Consider the following 16,029-nt stretch of genomic DNA (forward strand, 5'->3'; position numbering starts at 1 on the left):
GGGTGCGATGTAGGTAAGTTATAGATAAAAATACTTTGCAAAATGGCAAGAGAAAAAACATTGGTAGAAGTTGCTGCTGAGGAAACCGGTAGCCTTTTAAAGACAGGCGTGGAAGAAGTTGCAGGTTTTGGTGTGGCTGTCCTTGAGGAAATAGGAGCATTTTTTTATTCTCCGTCAAACAAGGAAGAACCAGAACCAAACAATCACTGCGGTTGTAATCACAAAAAGTAGTTTTTATGCCCTATCAGGGACATCCAAATGCGGAGCCTCACTGATAGGGCTTTTATTTTTTAATATTTAACTCAATTTACAAGATTAAAATATATAATTATGGAAATAAAACTTGACCTCATCCAAAAGATCAATGACTTAGATCTTACTCAAATAGCAGCCCGCCTTGTTAGGAAAAACCGTTGGACTCAAAAAAGAGTTGAAGTAGCGATCATGGAATATAGAAAGTTTCTTTATATCGCAATATTAAGAGGTGCTGTTGAACCATCTAAAGACATAGACGAAGTTTGGCACAATCATATCTTATACACTGAAAAATATGCAAAGGACTGCGCGCATATAGCAGGCAGACTCATTCATCACACACCGTATGATTTAATTGCCGTTAACGGCGCTATCTGCTCAGAAGCATGCGATGCCTGTGCTTGTGAAGATAAACCAGGGTTAAAGGATACTATGCCTTTTCATATCCTACTTAATGAATATTTACCCACCGATAGCGTTAATGATTCATTTAAATCAAATTGACGAATCAAAAGAAAGGCCTGGACATTCCTACCGGGTCTTTGTATTCTCGGCAGCTTCATTGTAATGACTGCTATTTTTTAAGCAAAGCAAGGCACCCCGGCCTAACTAAAGACCGGGGTGTTGCTACTGTTAAAAGCAGTAGGTGGTAAATTAAAATAATAGTTGGCTGTAGTTTTGTGCCAAATGGAAAGGGTAATTTGCGACCAGCATTTCCGTCTTTAACTTTTTATTGCGGTTTTTGGCATTAACCGCAATCGGCTGAATAATGGCAAGTTCTACCCACCCATACTGTTTAACATACTTCGCCAAAATACTGGACGGGTAAGCAGACAGTAGAAATTTACCTTTTATTTTAGCCAGTAAAGAGAGCAGGTTCTCAAAATCCTGCTCGGAATAGCCATCATAATGCCCCATGTCGGAATTAAAATACGGCGGATCGCAGTAGAAAAAACTATTTTCATGATCACGACTTTTGATAATCTTTAAAGCATCCGTACTTTCCAACTGGCAATTTTTCAATCTTTTAACCAGCCTTTTGGTAAAGTTGTCGATCTTGGTTTGTAGCTTACCATTCATGGTATTACCTGTAATATCATACCCCCAGCCACCATCTATCATAGAGGCGAAACTTTGGCAGCATAAAACCCAGGTTGCCCAGGCGCGCTTAACCTCCGAAAACATATCGGTATTGTTATAGATTACCCAGGCGTGGCGGTGCAATTCCCGGCTGTGGAGTGTAGATTTAATTTCCTCATATAAGGCTTCATAATTTTGTTGTGTGACCCGGTAAAGGTTGATTAGTTCACCGTTGGTATCGTTTAACACTTCCACTTCGGAAGGATGTTTTGCAAAAAATATTGGGGCACCACCTGTAAATGGTTCGGCATAAAGCAAGTGCCTTGGGATCATGGTAACAATCTTTTCTGCCAGGTTTTGCTTGCCGCCATAATATGTAACAGGCGTTTTGATTTGGACGTTGCTCATGGAAAAGATTTATGGATTTACAGTACATCGGTTAAAGTGAGGTCGACCACTTTGTCATTGATCAGCACGGATACACGGCACTTCACGCCTGGTGTACCCATACTTTGTACTTTGAAGATTTTGCCATTATGGATGGCATGGGGCGAATCTTCTGGCACTTGAACCAAAGCGGTGCCGCTCGCCCTGATCCGGTCGACCTTAGCAAGAATGTGTTTCATGGTTTAAAAAATTGGTGGGTTGGAAGAAGCCAGGTCTAAGCCGCCCAGCCCGTTTGAGAAAACGGGGTTGGTGAAGGGCGGCTTTGTCCTGGCGCGGGTGCCTGAAGGTGTGCGGGTGTTCCCGTCGCAAGCGATCCCGGCAATAGCGGGTACGCATGCGCAAAGGGTTAGCCCGCATTCCTGCAAGGCATGGGAGAAAACGTTTAAGGAGTTTACTTAACGGCCTATCTTACGGCTATGGTCTTGATTATTTTGGATTTCATTTGCCCTAAACTCATTGTATTTTTTACCTGTGAGATAAGATAAAACCTCCAGTTCGTGCAGGTCTAAGCTTTGAGCAAGAATATGCCGTGTGAGATAGGTTTCCTTTTCGGCGAGTTGTTCCGGATTTTCGGCAGCATTTATAAATGCCCGAAGCAGGTCTGCCTGGGGTGACAAAGGCTGCTGCTGTAAACAAGTATAGGTATAGGTGCCACGATCCTCATAAGGTACACGAAAGTCTATCTTATAGCTGACATCGAATTGCTCGGCTATTTCGCTCAGGCTCCTGATCGGGGGTATCCAGCGTGAGTCAAAATGAAGCGCGTTGTCATAAACCATGATCGAAAGAAAAGGCGGTGTATGTTCCTCCATTTGGTTGAAATGATCTAAGATTGCTTGTTCGTTATCACCAGCAAACACAACCGTGTTCATACAATGGCCGGTAAGACTGCTCATCGTCCTCTTGTTGCGTTATTGGCCTCAGTTTCCGCCTGTTCAAAAGAATTGGAGATATCAGTTTCGGCAGCCTCCTGGCGTTTAATGGTTGTGGTTTTAGTTTGTTCCCCATTGTTGCGCGCTGCTGCTTTTTCCGGCCAAATATCCTCATCCCTGATCTCTTTCATATTTTTATCATAGATATCGACAGATTTCATAACCGGATTAGCTGCAACGATAACCGGAATACTTTTTTTGCCTATCGCCAGTTCTGTATGCCAATAGTTGCCATTTCGCATAGCCTGAAGTCCTTCGGATTTGGCTGTTTCATTATCCAGTCCTTTCAAGGGATACTTTGCGAGGCTATTTTCAAATTGATAACCATATTCCGGCCTTAATACTTTCAAAGGATGATTGCCATAAGCGTCTTTAACATCCATTTGCAACTTAAACCAGGCCTTGATCTTCTCTGATTTTTTCGCATCAGCCTCTGCGCCTTGTGGCCTTACGTAAATATCCTTTTCAAGTGATTGGCCGGATAATAACTTATAAGCCTGTAAAGCCGTAATGCGATGATCCCTTTCGATGTCGAAGGTTTGCTCACGCGGTACAGATTCACCGGTTTTGTGCAGCGTGACATCAATCGTATTTAAAAAATATGCATCGCCATCTTTTTGCTTATTAAAGTTCAGGCAATATTGAATGTAATCGCTTTTTGGAGCGTTTACATCCTTGCTTTCCAACGGCCTGAGAAGATTGCTGATGCCCAGGGTAAATTTGGGCAACTCGCGGCTGATCGCCGATTCCAATACTGCATTTAGCTTTTCGCCGAAACCAAGGCTGGTTTGCAGTTTTTGAAGGTATTCCAGGTTTTTTTCATTCTTTACCATAATAATTAAAATTTAGTGATTAAAAAAGTTTGTATTGATGACCGATGTCCGGAGGTTCATAGCCATTTTCCCTCGCGAAGTGTTCGCCGAATTCTGTAACCAGTTCCGCTATATCCCGATGGGCCGTATCCTCCAATACTTCAGTATGAAAGAAATGTGAACGATAGCCTGTTTCGCTGATAATTGGGCTTTCTGAGCGAAACTCCATGTGGCTGACCAATGGTTCATTTTCCGGATCGGGATGCTTATCCAGCCAATAATAGCGGTAAGCGACCTGTAAATCCTGCCCGTAAACTTTGATTTCCAGGTCGACGTTTTGTTTAAACTGTTCAGGTATCATAGTTGGCAAATTGTAATTCGATAAATGAAGACAGGCCGCGCAGCGGCTTATGCGTTCGCATGCCTGCCCGCAATCCGGTTAGCCGCTCAAATCGACTTAGTGAAAAAACTCCGCTGTCTGCCATAAAAGACTTGTCGCAGTAGGTAATCATTACCTGCTCGTTCATGATTTGGAAAGAAACAGAACGCCCCTTAAACCAGGCGGCTATTGCCGCATCTGCAATGCGGCCAACAAGGTTGGTATCAAAAATCAGGTGCCAGCGCGCCAAAGGAAAGGTAGATTTTAATGCCTCAACCTGCGCCGTAGATGGCAATAACCCTACTGCCGCAAAAGCAAGTTGTTCAGGAAATTTTAATAAAAATGCTCGTTGCGAAATAAAGCAAAGCAGTTCGGCTGCTGAATAACTGATATACAGGTCGCTAATCAGATTTGGATGGTCTGCATTTGCCAGCCAAAATTCCGAGGTGGACGGGACGCGATGCCATTCCGGTGCCCAACTTTCCACGACTTCGTTGCCATATGGAAATATCAACCGGCCGTCGGCATATTGAAAAAATGGAGTGAAAAGCTTTATCACCTCCGGCTTGAGGCCAAACATGGCTTATTAGCGTGCGCGGGTTTTGTTGTAACCTCTTGTTTCCTCAGTTTGCCGATCGGCAGACTTAAACTTCTTGGCAAAGTGTTTTTCCATTTCAGCATATGCCTTTTTGAAAGCTGGTGTTTGCTCGTCGGCTTGTTCCTTTTTATCGCTGTTTAATAGGTGCCTTAGTCCCCTGATCAACAAATAAGAAATTCCGCCGTCAAGCAATACGGATAATATCAAAGCTGCGCGGTCGGCGCGGATGCCTTTGGGGTCGGTTGCCCGGTGCTGCAACTCGGTTCCGTCCGGCAATCGCACATTAAAGCCTTTTTGAAAATCGTCCTTTTGCCAGTCTTTCAGTTTGTAGCCATTAATTTTGTCAGGGGCAACAACCAGGCTGGGATCAAAAGAGATAAATTCCCTCGTATCAGGGTCATATTCAAAAACAACTTCTTTTTTCCCTGGCCCAGGAATGATTTTGTCAATACTTAGGGTTTTGCCAGTAATCAATGCCTGTGCTTCATCTTCGTCCAGTAGTGGTGGAATTAGTGGCTGTTTATAAATAGGGTGCAATTTAAAACTTACCTGACCGTCCGGGTTCCTGTCCAGTGACAATTTAGCATCAAGCTGTTCGATCTGAACGCCGCTTGCATCAAGGTTTTTCAGGCTCATTAAATTCGTTCGCCGACCGGCAAGCAAAGCTTCAACATCATCCGGGCTTAGGATATAATTCCCGGTCTTATCTACCAGGCCGAGGTTTTCCATTTCCTGCTTGGGTAGTTCATTGACATAAAAAGGATTTTTCATAATTCTATTTTTAGCGTTTTAATTGATAATTATTATTGACCTCTATTTCTGAAATTTCGGAGTTGCTCATGTTTAGTGATTCAATGGTTAATACTTCAGGTTTTTGCCGTTTGGCTTCCAGCAGATTTTTGTACAGAAGATCCTCCCGGCTTAAAATAAATTGTTGCCCACTGCCGAGATCTTCCATTTTCAGGCGACCGTTTTTCAGGTTTTCATTTACCTTAAAAATCGTCCCGTTATAACTGATATGATCGTTTTCGTTTAGAAGGTGGTTGGACACCTTTTTATCGTCGGCAAAGGCGGATAACTCCATGTTTCGTTTTCTTTCCAGGTCAAGCAAGTAGGTATAAATCTTCTCCGCATCGGCTGCGGCGCTGTGGATTTCAAAAGGGTGATCTGTTAGAATACTGATCCAGCTATCCACATAAGCCGTGTGCTGGCTGGGGTCATGGCCAATTCGCAATTCATCGCCAATTAGTAGAGACGCAATTTCCGCCCGTAATTCTTCCCGTGCGTAATCTTTAGTGCCAAACTTGTTTAACAGGCTGCGGTCAAGGCGGCTTTCGTGACCAGTCCAATGGCCGAGTTCGTGAAGGGCGGTTGCATAATATTTGCCCGGCTCATCAAACTGCTGTTTAAGGGGTAAAGTGATATTATCCTTAAAGGGGCTGTAAAAAGCGCGATTTCCCGGAATATGCTGAATATCTGCACCAGAACTCTTGATGAGTTGTTCTGCTCTTTGCAGTGGTTCCCAGCCAAGGGAAGAAATATCGGGTATGACCAGTTCGGGGATGCCGTTGACCTGCTCAGCATTAAAAACAGCAAAACTGGTGATGATTGGCCTGTTTAACTTTACGGTAATTTTTACGGGATCACCTTTATCATCCTTAACCACCTTTCCGTTCTCATCCCTTTTCGTTCTTTGCTCGAACAATTTAATAAATTGGATAGCAGTTGATTTCGATCCTTTGTTTACCTGCCAGCCATTATCGTCGGCTTGTTTATAAGTCATCCACCGGGGATCGTTCCTTCCGCTCATGATGAGAGATAAAGTATTGATCCCCTGATAGCGGTTGCCGGTGACGGCGTTGTAAGGCAATTGAAATGCTGGCAGGCCCTTGCTGTTCCATGGCTTTTGCCAGGGTGCGGTACCGGCTTTTAAAGCTTCGATCAGTTTCTCGGCTACTTCCACATGAAGCGCCTTTTTTTCATCGGCCATCTTCAGCCTCCTTTCTTTCGTCGGAGTCATTGGGAAACTCATCAACGTAGTCAACGCCGTAGATCAACGCTTCTTCGGGTGTCAGTTCCAGTTCCTGGCCCTCCGCAATCAGTTGTAATTTTCTTTCCAGCGATCCGAGGTGCCGGTTATGATAATCATAGTTCATGGTGATTTATTTATGGGTTAAGGCGGCCTGGCTAACAAGCCGCATAAAAAAGCCAGCGGGGATAATTCCTGGCCATGATATTTAATGGAAAAATGCAGGTGTTCTCCAGTTACCCTGCCTGTCGCGCCGGTGATCCCTATAGCCTGACCTGCCACTATTTCTTCGTTCGGCAAAACGGAGATTACAGATAGATGCCCATAAATGCTCTCCACGTCGCCGCTATGTGTGATGATGATATAGTTTCCGATGTAGGCGTTGTAGCCAATAATCTCGACAATGCCATTGAGTATGCAGAAAACGGTATCGTGGCGGGCGGCAAGGTCAACGCCTTGGTGAAATTGAATTTTGCCGGTTATGGGATGTATCCGCCAGCCAAACCTGGAGGTCATGCGCAAGCTTTTTAGTGGGAAGCTAAAGTTCAATTGGTCACTATCCATTTGGGGCCGTGCTTTTGTTGCTGTTAAAAGCAATAGAAAAATCAGGCAGGTGTTTCTTTTTAAAACCATAGCCCTATAATTAGCGCCCCTGTCCGGGTTTATAGTCCGGATCAAGGTCGCGATGCACATCAATATAATCTTGTACACTGACCACGGTAGCAAACATCAAATTCGCCCTGCTCATAGCTAATTCCAAGGCTTCTTTTCGGTGGTTCAGTTCACCTGTTGCATCCAAAAGATATAATCCTAAAATATCAATCACATCCTGTCCATCAATTTCCTCGTGTAAATGGGCGCGCAATTTGTCAAGTATTTCTTGGCCAGGCACCAGCATTAGCAGGGCATCGGTACTATACAGGCCAATCATCTGATTTTTAAATTTGACCAGCACCTCGTCTTTTTCTACATCCAAATTGTATATGGTACCCATGTGGCCTTGCATGTGAACCGGGTCATGAGTGAGGGTTGGGTGAACCATGACCACTTTATCAAGTAGTTCATACATAATCTTAATTTATTGTTAAGTAATTAATGTTTGTGAGCAGGCCTCATGGTGCCTTTTGCTATACCCGCTGGTTGTTGTGGCGGTATTTTCCGGAAGGTCATGGTCAAGGCTTGCACTTCATTCGTGATCCTCAAGTAATTGCTCCGCAGTATTTCGTCCTTTTTTCCATTGAAGTCATAGAATAGCGGTAAGTCCTGGTAGGCTTTTTCCTCCGCTTTTATGGCATCCAGGTCGAGGTTAATGCGGCAATTGATAGCGGAAGTTTCGTATTTTCCGGTATATTTTTCTACCGCATCCGATGCTAAAAGCCCTACCATTTCTCCGGCTTTTAAGGAAGCTATTTTACCGGCTGGGATCAGCGGTTCGAGTTTCTCATTTAAGGATAGCGATGTTTTATTGCGGTCAATACTCAGGCTTTCGCCGGTTTGTTTAACCTTACCAAATAAGCGTTCCAGCCATTCCAGCGTATCCTTACTTCGCACTGATCCTGACAATACATTGCCCATGACCGAGGTAATGGTTTCCGCTGTTTCTTTACCATATTGCTGCCTCAGCATAGGCAACTCCTGCATTCCCAAAAGGACAGATACGCGATTACTACGTGCCTGGGAAACGCATACATCCACACGGTGGCAGTATAAACTTGGGCTTTCGTCGACCACAATCCCGACTGGGATATTACCTTTAGAATTGACTTCGCGCAGGATGCAGTTCATCACTACAGAATAGCAGGCGGAATTGATACTTTGGGTACTTGGGTCGTTGGCCAGCACCAAAATTCCGGGATGTTTAGGGTCGCTTATTTTTAGGTCAAAATCATCACCGGAGAATACCCAAAAAGTTTCTTTTGTCGCCATACGGCTAATAAAGATCTTCAAGGTGCCGACCTGTCCCTCCAACTGCTCAAAGGCTTTTGCCCGGTAAGCAGTTACGAATGGCGATAGTAATGAGGCCAGTTCCGGCTCTGAAAAGAGCGTGGTAAACACTTCCTCGTAGGGCAGGTTTAAAAAAGCCAGCACATGGGGTAAAGTGGAATATTTACCATCCTCATATTTACTAAAGAAGTAAATGCAGGCCGCTAAAAAATTGACAGCACTTTGGGTAAAAAATTGGTCGCTGCCGCCGCTCTTATCGCCTTTTTTCAATGCTTCTACAAGTGCTTCGGCATTTTCGGAAGCATCAGCAAGGGTTTTGAGATACTTCTTGTTAAAAGGGTTAACCCGCCTGCTTTTCTCCGGGTCATTCAGGTTCACCACATGAAAGGTGTAGCCTTTGCATTTCTCGTTTTGTTTAGCAAGCAGGTAATGGTAGTAAACTATCTTACCCAAATCCGGAAACTTAAGGTCGTAAACGCAAAGTGTGAACTCGTTGGCAATCATCTGCCGGATAACCGGCATTACAATCCCAAAACTTTTACCGCTTCCCGGAACTCCTAACAGCAAAATTCCTCTGTACAAATTCTCTAAAACGAGGTAACCTTTCCGGACTTTATTTTTGAAATAGAACAGGGTCGGAATGTTCACGGCATTTGTTGCCAGCAGTGGCTCAGTTCGCTGCATAAAAGATTCTTCCTCTACATTCCACCGGTCTTTGCCAATCCTGGCACTGATCATTTTGGAAACGTTATCCATTGAAGTGTGGATCAGAATAGTTCCGGCAAACGCGGAAACGATGTACGCAATCTCATACCAGTTTAAGCCATAAAAAACAGGCAAGCCGGGATGTCCGTAAAACCATAAGCCTCCGAAAAACAATAGTAAACCTGAACTCAGAGGATAAGCGACCGAATTTTTAGGATTAAAATCCTGTTGCTTTTTGCTGAGTGTGCCGACAGATACCAGGCAGATCAGGATCAGGGTAAAAAGCTTGCTGTATATCGGTTGCTGGTAAATCTTCAGGCGATGCAGCCGGTCAATAAAAAAAGCCAGGCCTTTGTAGGCATGGCCTTGTAATAATTGAGGGCCGTAGATAAAGCAAAATATTTCGAGTGCTACGGACAAATAAATGGCGGCCTGCAAAAACCTATGCTGGCTTTGCTGCTCCTTAGATTCTTCCATAAAAAAGAGGATAAATGGGATGTAATTAATATTTTTATAAATCGAACCTTAATCCGCTCTCCCATGAAAATGCAATCCGATAACAGCTATCTTACCGCCAATAGATTGGCCGATATTATTAGATTAATAATAGTTTTGGCCGTTGACAAAACTAATTTCCGCACTGAAAAAGGTTTACATGATGCTTTACAAGATGATCCTAAATCTTCCGATAGCTGGTTAGCATTAGCAAAAGAACACCCTGAATTCTTTAGGTTTAATAAAGAAGATACATCGGTAATTTTGCTTATGCGATTTATTATGAAAAGGGATGTGCAAGAAGTGGAATTAAGGCCGCCGTTAACCGTCGATCAGACCCAAAAGTTGATTGATCAGGCGATAGCCTTACATGATAAACAATTAGCAAGGTATCAACGGGATTCATCGAAAACAGCAATAACGGCTGCTTATGTTGCTGCTGGAGCGACAATTATCGCGGGGTTAATAAGTTATCTGATTGCAATTAGCACTAACAATGATATTAAGGCGGATTTAACCATAATAAAATATCAAATTGAACAACTTACGCCCCACAAAGACAACTCCACGATAAAAAAATAAACGTCATAAGTTATCGGCCTTTAAAAGATCTCCGTATTTGATTTGCAGCGTTAATGTTCTGCCGGAAACCTGCTTTTCGGATAGTTCCACATTTAGGATTTTATTATCCGGGAACGTGACCTTTTTGAATACATAAATATTATGGTACTCTTTTTTAAAGGAGGGCTGCTGGTAAAGCTGCCATTCCGGTTTTATTTCCAAAGATTGTACGTTAGTCGCCTTCGTGATTTTTTTATCCTCGATCTTAAACCGCAGTTCGTCAATGTCATAAGCAAGGTTGGTTTTGTTCTGAAATGACACATCTAAAAAAACGTGGTCGCCGACCGTATAAACATGATTGAGGATCGCAGTTAGCCCGTACGCATTAGCATTCCGGATGTTAGATTTTTTACCCCTACGTAAAATATCCATCGCATAGGATTTCATTTCGGGTGTAGTCAGCGTTATGCCAGGAAAATCGAGCGGTCGGCATTGTTCAGGCTGTATCGCAATAGCTGTGGGTAATCGTTGGCCGGTTGATGTGGTAAACACCAAATGATATTGCGCAATAAAGCTTTCGCCTACAATAGTGATCACGCCGAGGCTGGTGCAATCAGTTTGCAGGTGCCGTAAGGAATCCGGCACCAGTTTTATGCGTAGCAAGTTTTTAACGGGCATATCGCCGGTAATACTATGGCTGGAAATGTCTGCATACTGGATGGGTTCAGGCGATAAAAAATGAATGTCTGCCTGGCTGCTGATCTCAATTTGCGGCAGCGAATCAATATTAGTTCTACCAGGGCTTTGAGCAAAAAGAAAGTGTGCCGCGCCTAAAAGGGCGGTTAACAACAAGAATACTTTTTTCATAAATGTTATTTTTTATTGGTGGTTACGGAGGGTTTCGGGATCAATCAGGTAAACGAGCGTATTGTATTTCAATTTGGCTTTATTCTGGCGTATTAGCTTGCTTACGGCGGTGGTTGTCGATTCAAACATGCGCGAAACGACGCTCATCACCATCTGATTATTGTTATCAGCGGATTGCTGTAAGGTCAGGCCCTGGCTGGCATCGCTGCCGAGATCTTTTGTAAAATCCCGAAATGCGGATGCCGGAATATACAAGCCGGGCAAACCATCATTATCGTATATAGATAATTTGACAGGCAGCAACTGGTCGTCCTCCATAATGGATTTAATGGTTAATAATACCCTTTGCCCGGTAAAGCCGGATATTTCGGCATAGAGATAAGTACCCTGCTTAACCAGGAAATGTCCGGCCATCATATCTTCCAATAGCCGGATGCGCAAACGTGACCCTGCATAACCTGTAATATTCTGATCGACAATGGCGCGGATGAGCCCGTTATGCTGTTCCGGCATGATGGTATTAAAGGCAGCTGTTGAATTGCTGGCTTTAGTTACCGGCAGCGTTTTTTCCTGTGGTGTTGCCGCTGTCAGTTTTTCCGCTAAAGCTTTTTTCTGCTGCGCCTTATAGTCCGGGTCATGTGATTTGTCCATGCTATCTATGAGCGCCATTTGCTGGCGGAATAATTGCATAGGATCGGCATTCTGCGGGTTGCCGCTATTGGTGTTTTGCCTGGGCTGGCTGCGCATTCGGTTAAGCGCCTCCGCCAAGGCTTGATCTGATTGGTTGTGTTTTGCGGGCTTAGGTGGAACCGCCGATGCATCAGGAAAACCGGAATAATTAGGCGATAATGACCGCGATCTGTTGCCTTTATACTTGGCGGCAACTGCTTTTTTCAAGGAGTCAAGTTTCCTTTTCTCGGCATCGTTATAGAGATTTGGCGCTGCCGAGGCAGTCGTCGTATCATCCTGTAACTGGTTGATAGCGGTGTAGCCATCCGCTTTTTTGTACTGGTCGCGGTAAGCATCCAGTTTGTCGGATAAGGTGCTTTTCTTAACTTGGTCGGAAACATCGGCCACGTTATCCTGTAGGGTATCCTTTCCTTTGGCAACCGCTTTTGGCTTGCCGAAGCTGCTTTTATAAGTATAAAAAAGTAGCAGGAAGAAAGGCAGCAGGATAAGCGGCAGGACGTACCTGGGGCTTTTAAAATTTACTTTCATGGTTTAATGATTTGAGTTATTAATGGTTGGGCGGGACTTTTGAATTAGCGCCCGGAGGCTTTCCATTTGCGTTAGCGCATGGTTCAATGTCAGGCTGTCGGCATGGGTAAGCGTATCCTTTTTTAACAGCAGGTCGACCTGCTGCTGGGTAGCCCATAAAGCTTGCAGGGCATTGGCGGTTCCGATGATTTGCCCAAACCCGGAAGCTGTGCTTTGAGGCGCGTTCTTTACCTTTAAGATCGGCTTTTGCTGTTGGCGCATAACTGTAAAAGCCAGAACCCCGGAGAATAGCATGGCAATCACCATGAGCGCAAAAACCTGGCGGGGATATTTCTCTAACAGATGGCGGCTTTTCTTACCTCCACGTTCGAAATAAATACCAAATTCCCTTTTCAGTTCGCTCCCCAATGTTTTACCGGGGTCACGGTTGGAAGTTATTTTTCTGAACATTTTCGAGGTCTTTGTTTTCAAGGGTTTTCCATTGGGTGATCAGTACGGCATTGGGGTTATTATCCGAGCGCACGTCAAGGTCTTTGAGGTAACCCTCCGTGACCAGCGAACGTGTTAATGTGCTGCTGCGCCGGTCTATCTTTTGCTTGCCGTAATACCTGAAATACTTATGCGGCATATCCAGATAAACCGAGTCGGTGGTGATGGTCAGCACAGCGCTGGAGGATAAAATGGAATTAAAAAATCCTTTTTCTTTCAGGTTATTGTATTGCAAAGCACCACTTTCATCAACCAGGTACATGGCCTGTTTCATCTGGTATTCGATGTATTTGTCATCCGGGGTGAGGGTAAAAAACAACGTATGAAACCGGATAATATCGGAGCGGTACTCGGCTGCGCGGTTCATCTGTACATCTGTTTGCCTTGCCAGTACCGGGGTGCTGTTGGCATCTAAAACATACACGCTTTTCCGTGCAATAGCAACCTGTTTATAGGCAAAAAAGCTGACTACCCCCACCATTGCCAGGGCACATAAAAAGCTTCCTATGGATAAAAAAGTAGCCAGCCTGATCTTTGATTCAATGTTTTTTATAATCATAATGGGCTTGGAGATAAAAAAAGCCGCCTTGTTGGGGCAGCTTTTAATGGTTAATAAAGAGGTTATTAAATCTTAGCAATCATGCGTGTAACCGTTGCGCCGAGGCTGGAAGCACCGCGCCCCATTGTTGAAGCTGCCGAGGTGATGCCTGATGTCGACACAATCCAGGTGGATATGCTTGGTACTGTCAACATAGTTAAGCCGCCTATTAAAAAGGTAATAATGACCATTCCAAAGGATAAAATCCCGTTAGAGGCAAACCAGCTTAGCTTTTCCATCGTGTTACCCGAAGTATCCAGTAACTGCTGGAAACGGGTAATCTCGGCTTCCATTGCAAATTGCTGGAATTGTGTTGCAATATAGAGGACGAGATAGGCTATCCCGCTGTAAAGGTTAACGGATATAAACCGCGCCACCCAGGTGGTAAAGGAATCCCGGAAAGCTGGCAGGATACTGACGGCTACCGAAAACGGCCCCAATATGATAAGTATCGTGGAAAATATGATCTGCACAAAAAATATGATGTAGACACATATCCGTAATATCCAGATAGCAAGGGTTTCGAGCAGCGAAGTGGCGAGTAACTGCAAACCAACCTGCAGCCGGTTCCTGAGTTCAATTATCGGGTTCCAAATTTGTGCAAAACCATCCTTCACTGCGGAGGTGACTGACTCCCACGCCTTGCCGTACCATGTAGTGGCTTCGTTACTGGCAACTTCCGTTTGCGCCTGCATACTCATTAATGAGTCGGCGACCGTGACCATCAGTTGCGCCCTTTGTACCCGTAAGTCGTTTAACTGCGTTTCGCTGCCGTTAAAAAGGGCGTTGGTTTTGCTTTCAATGATGTCTGTCGGGAATGCAACGACTTTTGTAAACGTTCCCCACCAGAGGATGACCATCACTAATCCGAATGGCCTTAGCAGCGGCATGACCTCCAGTTGTTTATCACCCGACATCATTTCGTATGCTTTCAGGGAAAAAAAGATGATCATAAAAATAGCGGACAGCGCCTGTGCATCCGCAATGAAGGTGTCATACTGTCCCCAAATGCTGGCTTTCATGGCCTGGAGAAAGTGCATCATGCCATCCTCATAAACACCGTTCCCCTGTAAAAAATTAAAAGTGTCCTTAAACGAATCAGATACGCTGACCGGCTGGACTTGTAATAATATACCGAGCATAAATAAGCGTTTAAAGTTTGTAATTAGCTAATATTTCGTCCGCAATCTGCTGGTCTGATTTATAACCGGACGGGATGGTGACGGGTGTTGTGGCAGGTGATTTTAAACTATTAGCCTTTTCGCTTAACGCGAGGAAAGTGCCAGCCTGCTGTTTTTTAGTCGCCCAAGCGGCATTCAGTCGCCGGTATTCCGCCAGCAAACGGTAATAGGTTAATATCCGTGAACCCCGGTCGAGGGTTGTCGTTCGCGCCGTGTTGAGCCTTTCGGCAAGGATGTGCGATTGTTCGAGGTACCAGCTGTAAGTTCCGCTGCTGACGAGGTAACTTTGCACTTTGGCGGATACGCCGCCTAACAACTGGCTATCCTGCTGGTTGAGCAAATCCTTAAATTCCTTGCTGTAATATAAAATCCATAAGGGATCAGCCGACGAAATAAGGCCAGAGTAGTTGACCGCCTCGGAAACAGCAGTATTACGCAGTGTATCGGACTGTAATTTATAAGCATTGTCCGTGTTCTGCATGGCGGCAGCAAGCGCCAGCCGCTGGGTTTGCGGGCCTGATGGACCGAGCGGGCGCAGGTCGGTTTTATGGTAATTGGGAAACCAGGCCCAGGTCAACCAGTATAACGGATTGAGCCACAGGAAACCATGTGTCGGCGTAAAATCATTTTGGTTCCATTGTTTAAATACCATACGTTCCTGCTGGTATCTGACCGACTGATCGTTGACATACATTTGGGCAAAACTGTATTTGCCCAGGCATAGCAAGAGCGTTGCTATGATCGCAATTCTTTTAATCATAAGCTTATTGTTTTAATAGTTGATAACGAAGTAACAGCTGGTCAGCCAGGTGGGTGTCCTGATTGATAAAACTCTGGAATGGGTCAGCTGATTTGATTACGCCATTCAGTTTCGCGAAATACATGGTTTTGTAAATACTGTAAGAAAGCGCCCGCATGACCTGTAAATCAAGGATTACTTTGCGCAGTAAAAAATCCCGTTTTTCATAATCCATCAACACGTTATCGCCCTCTTTTAAAATGAAAGACGATACTTCGGATACGAGGTTGATACCCCGTGTTTTCATTTGCTCCGCATTCTGCTGGGCGAATAATAACAGTAAGGGATCGCCTTTGGCGAGGTCTGTGATCTGATTGCACTGGGAAGTAATATCGCTGATGATTTTGGCGACCTGCTTAACGGCCAGCCCGTCTTTCAACGTTCCATCAACGGTGACAAGAGCCTGGTGGATCATATCCTGTACCAGTACAACTGAACTGACGTTAAGATTAATATTGTCCAAATCCTGCTTGATTTTACTCAGCGAATTTTGGTGCGTATTTTCTGCGGCTTCTCTTGTCAGGCCATTCTCGTTGACAATTGTAAAATGTTGGGGATCAAAAATGATGGTTTGAGCGTAGATTTTCAGGCTGCCTGTAATAAACAGGGTTAAGCCCATCAATAAAAGTTTTTTCATGGG

Annotated in this window: 22 protein-coding genes; 3 read left to right on the top strand and 19 right to left on the bottom strand. The window is 44.5% G+C overall.

Annotated features, from left to right (window positions below):
* Positions 1-42: 42 nt before the first annotated feature.
* Positions 43-231: a hypothetical protein gene (locus tag ACQY4U_RS15370; protein ID WP_428330327.1), complete on the top strand. Its 189-nt coding sequence runs from the start codon at positions 43-45 to the stop codon at positions 229-231.
* Between the two features lie 99 nt (positions 232-330).
* On the top strand, positions 331-759 hold the full coding sequence (locus ACQY4U_RS15375) for a glycine-rich domain-containing protein (protein WP_428330328.1): 429 nt from the start codon (positions 331-333) through the stop codon (positions 757-759).
* A gap of 150 nt (positions 760-909) precedes the next feature.
* Here ACQY4U_RS15375 and ACQY4U_RS15380 read toward each other — a convergent pair whose 3' ends face one another.
* From ACQY4U_RS15380 to ACQY4U_RS15435, 12 genes are all read right to left on the bottom strand, one after another.
* The gene (locus ACQY4U_RS15380; RefSeq protein ID WP_428330329.1) at positions 910-1,743 is read right to left on the bottom strand and encodes a DNA adenine methylase; all 834 of its coding nucleotides are present in this window, start codon (positions 1,741-1,743) and stop codon (positions 910-912) included.
* A gap of 17 nt (positions 1,744-1,760) precedes the next feature.
* The gene (locus ACQY4U_RS15385) at positions 1,761-1,961 is read right to left on the bottom strand and encodes a hypothetical protein (RefSeq protein ID WP_428330330.1); all 201 of its coding nucleotides are present in this window, start codon (positions 1,959-1,961) and stop codon (positions 1,761-1,763) included.
* A gap of 216 nt (positions 1,962-2,177) precedes the next feature.
* Complete coding sequence (locus ACQY4U_RS15390; protein ID WP_428330331.1) at positions 2,178-2,594, bottom strand: hypothetical protein; 417 nt, start codon at positions 2,592-2,594, stop codon at positions 2,178-2,180.
* Between the two features lie 80 nt (positions 2,595-2,674).
* Complete coding sequence (locus tag ACQY4U_RS15395; RefSeq protein WP_428330332.1) at positions 2,675-3,547, bottom strand: hypothetical protein; 873 nt, start codon at positions 3,545-3,547, stop codon at positions 2,675-2,677.
* Between the two features lie 19 nt (positions 3,548-3,566).
* Complete coding sequence (locus ACQY4U_RS15400; RefSeq protein WP_428330333.1) at positions 3,567-3,887, bottom strand: hypothetical protein; 321 nt, start codon at positions 3,885-3,887, stop codon at positions 3,567-3,569.
* Positions 3,877-4,485, bottom strand: a complete 609-nt coding sequence (locus tag ACQY4U_RS15405; RefSeq protein WP_428330334.1) for a hypothetical protein — start codon at positions 4,483-4,485, stop codon at positions 3,877-3,879. Before ACQY4U_RS15405 ends, ACQY4U_RS15400 begins: the two co-directional genes overlap by 11 nt.
* A gap of 6 nt (positions 4,486-4,491) precedes the next feature.
* Positions 4,492-5,274 carry a DUF4099 domain-containing protein gene (locus ACQY4U_RS15410; protein WP_428330335.1) on the bottom strand — a complete coding sequence of 261 codons (783 nt, stop codon included), beginning with the start codon at positions 5,272-5,274 and terminating at the stop codon, positions 4,492-4,494.
* A gap of 10 nt (positions 5,275-5,284) precedes the next feature.
* Positions 5,285-6,493 carry an ArdC family protein gene (locus ACQY4U_RS15415; protein WP_428330336.1) on the bottom strand — a complete coding sequence of 403 codons (1,209 nt, stop codon included), beginning with the start codon at positions 6,491-6,493 and terminating at the stop codon, positions 5,285-5,287.
* Positions 6,483-6,659 (bottom strand): hypothetical protein, encoded by a 177-nt coding sequence (locus ACQY4U_RS15420; RefSeq protein WP_428330337.1) that lies wholly within the window; start codon positions 6,657-6,659, stop codon positions 6,483-6,485. Before ACQY4U_RS15420 ends, ACQY4U_RS15415 begins: the two co-directional genes overlap by 11 nt.
* Before the next feature lie 17 nt (positions 6,660-6,676).
* A complete protein-coding gene (locus tag ACQY4U_RS15425) occupies positions 6,677-7,048 on the bottom strand; it encodes a M23 family metallopeptidase (RefSeq protein ID WP_428330338.1) in 372 nt (123 codons plus the stop codon).
* A gap of 127 nt (positions 7,049-7,175) precedes the next feature.
* Positions 7,176-7,574, bottom strand: coding sequence for a hypothetical protein (locus ACQY4U_RS15430; protein ID WP_428330339.1), 399 nt, complete (start codon positions 7,572-7,574; stop codon positions 7,176-7,178).
* Positions 7,575-7,624: 50 nt separating this feature from the next.
* Positions 7,625-9,658, bottom strand: a complete 2,034-nt coding sequence (locus ACQY4U_RS15435) for a TraM recognition domain-containing protein (RefSeq protein WP_428330340.1) — start codon at positions 9,656-9,658, stop codon at positions 7,625-7,627.
* A gap of 63 nt (positions 9,659-9,721) precedes the next feature.
* Between ACQY4U_RS15435 and ACQY4U_RS15440 the strand changes: the two genes are divergently transcribed.
* Positions 9,722-10,258 (top strand): hypothetical protein, encoded by a 537-nt coding sequence (locus ACQY4U_RS15440; RefSeq protein WP_428330341.1) that lies wholly within the window; start codon positions 9,722-9,724, stop codon positions 10,256-10,258.
* Between the two features lie 3 nt (positions 10,259-10,261).
* On the opposite strand, the gene traN is transcribed toward ACQY4U_RS15440, so the two are convergent.
* From traN to ACQY4U_RS15475, 7 genes are all read right to left on the bottom strand, one after another.
* On the bottom strand, positions 10,262-11,104 hold the full coding sequence (traN, locus tag ACQY4U_RS15445) for a conjugative transposon protein TraN (RefSeq protein WP_428330342.1): 843 nt from the start codon (positions 11,102-11,104) through the stop codon (positions 10,262-10,264).
* Positions 11,105-11,116: 12 nt separating this feature from the next.
* Positions 11,117-12,322: a conjugative transposon protein TraM gene (gene traM, locus ACQY4U_RS15450; protein WP_428330343.1), complete on the bottom strand. Its 1,206-nt coding sequence runs from the start codon at positions 12,320-12,322 to the stop codon at positions 11,117-11,119.
* A gap of 3 nt (positions 12,323-12,325) precedes the next feature.
* Positions 12,326-12,772: a hypothetical protein gene (locus tag ACQY4U_RS15455; RefSeq protein WP_428330344.1), complete on the bottom strand. Its 447-nt coding sequence runs from the start codon at positions 12,770-12,772 to the stop codon at positions 12,326-12,328.
* A complete protein-coding gene (gene traK, locus ACQY4U_RS15460; protein WP_428330345.1) occupies positions 12,744-13,370 on the bottom strand; it encodes a conjugative transposon protein TraK in 627 nt (208 codons plus the stop codon). The genes ACQY4U_RS15455 and traK overlap by 29 nt, the downstream gene beginning before the upstream one ends.
* 65 nt (positions 13,371-13,435) lie before the next feature.
* Entirely contained in the window at positions 13,436-14,551 is a 1,116-nt protein-coding gene (locus ACQY4U_RS15465; RefSeq protein ID WP_428330346.1) for a plasmid transfer protein, read from the bottom strand.
* 10 nt (positions 14,552-14,561) lie between these two features.
* Complete coding sequence (locus ACQY4U_RS15470; RefSeq protein ID WP_428330347.1) at positions 14,562-15,284, bottom strand: hypothetical protein; 723 nt, start codon at positions 15,282-15,284, stop codon at positions 14,562-14,564.
* 70 nt (positions 15,285-15,354) lie between these two features.
* Positions 15,355-16,026, bottom strand: a complete 672-nt coding sequence (locus tag ACQY4U_RS15475; protein WP_428330348.1) for a hypothetical protein — start codon at positions 16,024-16,026, stop codon at positions 15,355-15,357.
* Positions 16,027-16,029 lie beyond the last annotated feature (3 nt).

Origin of the sequence: Mucilaginibacter sp., from assembly GCF_965277465.1 — a bacterium.
Classification (GTDB): domain Bacteria; phylum Bacteroidota; class Bacteroidia; order Sphingobacteriales; family Sphingobacteriaceae; genus Mucilaginibacter.

Excerpts from the sequence above, each read along its gene's own strand:
- ACQY4U_RS15430 (WP_428330339.1), bottom strand. The coding sequence starts at position 7,574 with ATGGTTCACCCAACCCTCACTCATGACCCGGTTCACATGCAAGGCCAC.
- traN (WP_428330342.1), bottom strand. The coding sequence starts at position 11,104 with ATGAAAAAAGTATTCTTGTTGTTAACCGCCCTTTTAGGCGCGGCACAC.
- traM (WP_428330343.1), bottom strand. The coding sequence starts at position 12,322 with ATGAAAGTAAATTTTAAAAGCCCCAGGTACGTCCTGCCGCTTATCCTG.
- ACQY4U_RS15380 (WP_428330329.1), bottom strand. The coding sequence starts at position 1,743 with ATGAGCAACGTCCAAATCAAAACGCCTGTTACATATTATGGCGGCAAG.
- ACQY4U_RS15385 (WP_428330330.1), bottom strand. The coding sequence starts at position 1,961 with ATGAAACACATTCTTGCTAAGGTCGACCGGATCAGGGCGAGCGGCACC.
- ACQY4U_RS15440 (WP_428330341.1), top strand. The coding sequence starts at position 9,722 with ATGAAAATGCAATCCGATAACAGCTATCTTACCGCCAATAGATTGGCC.
- ACQY4U_RS15415 (WP_428330336.1), bottom strand. The coding sequence starts at position 6,493 with ATGGCCGATGAAAAAAAGGCGCTTCATGTGGAAGTAGCCGAGAAACTG.
- ACQY4U_RS15375 (WP_428330328.1), top strand. The coding sequence starts at position 331 with ATGGAAATAAAACTTGACCTCATCCAAAAGATCAATGACTTAGATCTT.
- ACQY4U_RS15395 (WP_428330332.1), bottom strand. The coding sequence starts at position 3,547 with ATGGTAAAGAATGAAAAAAACCTGGAATACCTTCAAAAACTGCAAACC.
- ACQY4U_RS15410 (WP_428330335.1), bottom strand. The coding sequence starts at position 5,274 with ATGAAAAATCCTTTTTATGTCAATGAACTACCCAAGCAGGAAATGGAA.
- ACQY4U_RS15420 (WP_428330337.1), bottom strand. The coding sequence starts at position 6,659 with ATGAACTATGATTATCATAACCGGCACCTCGGATCGCTGGAAAGAAAA.
- ACQY4U_RS15470 (WP_428330347.1), bottom strand. The coding sequence starts at position 15,284 with ATGTATGTCAACGATCAGTCGGTCAGATACCAGCAGGAACGTATGGTA.
- ACQY4U_RS15435 (WP_428330340.1), bottom strand. The coding sequence starts at position 9,658 with ATGGAAGAATCTAAGGAGCAGCAAAGCCAGCATAGGTTTTTGCAGGCC.
- ACQY4U_RS15475 (WP_428330348.1), bottom strand. The coding sequence starts at position 16,026 with ATGAAAAAACTTTTATTGATGGGCTTAACCCTGTTTATTACAGGCAGC.
- ACQY4U_RS15370 (WP_428330327.1), top strand. The coding sequence starts at position 43 with ATGGCAAGAGAAAAAACATTGGTAGAAGTTGCTGCTGAGGAAACCGGT.
- traK (WP_428330345.1), bottom strand. The coding sequence starts at position 13,370 with ATGATTATAAAAAACATTGAATCAAAGATCAGGCTGGCTACTTTTTTA.
- ACQY4U_RS15400 (WP_428330333.1), bottom strand. The coding sequence starts at position 3,887 with ATGATACCTGAACAGTTTAAACAAAACGTCGACCTGGAAATCAAAGTT.
- ACQY4U_RS15425 (WP_428330338.1), bottom strand. The coding sequence starts at position 7,048 with ATGACCTCCAGGTTTGGCTGGCGGATACATCCCATAACCGGCAAAATT.
- ACQY4U_RS15465 (WP_428330346.1), bottom strand. The coding sequence starts at position 14,551 with ATGCTCGGTATATTATTACAAGTCCAGCCGGTCAGCGTATCTGATTCG.
- ACQY4U_RS15390 (WP_428330331.1), bottom strand. The coding sequence starts at position 2,594 with ATGGAGGAACATACACCGCCTTTTCTTTCGATCATGGTTTATGACAAC.
- ACQY4U_RS15455 (WP_428330344.1), bottom strand. The coding sequence starts at position 12,772 with ATGTTCAGAAAAATAACTTCCAACCGTGACCCCGGTAAAACATTGGGG.
- ACQY4U_RS15405 (WP_428330334.1), bottom strand. The coding sequence starts at position 4,485 with ATGTTTGGCCTCAAGCCGGAGGTGATAAAGCTTTTCACTCCATTTTTT.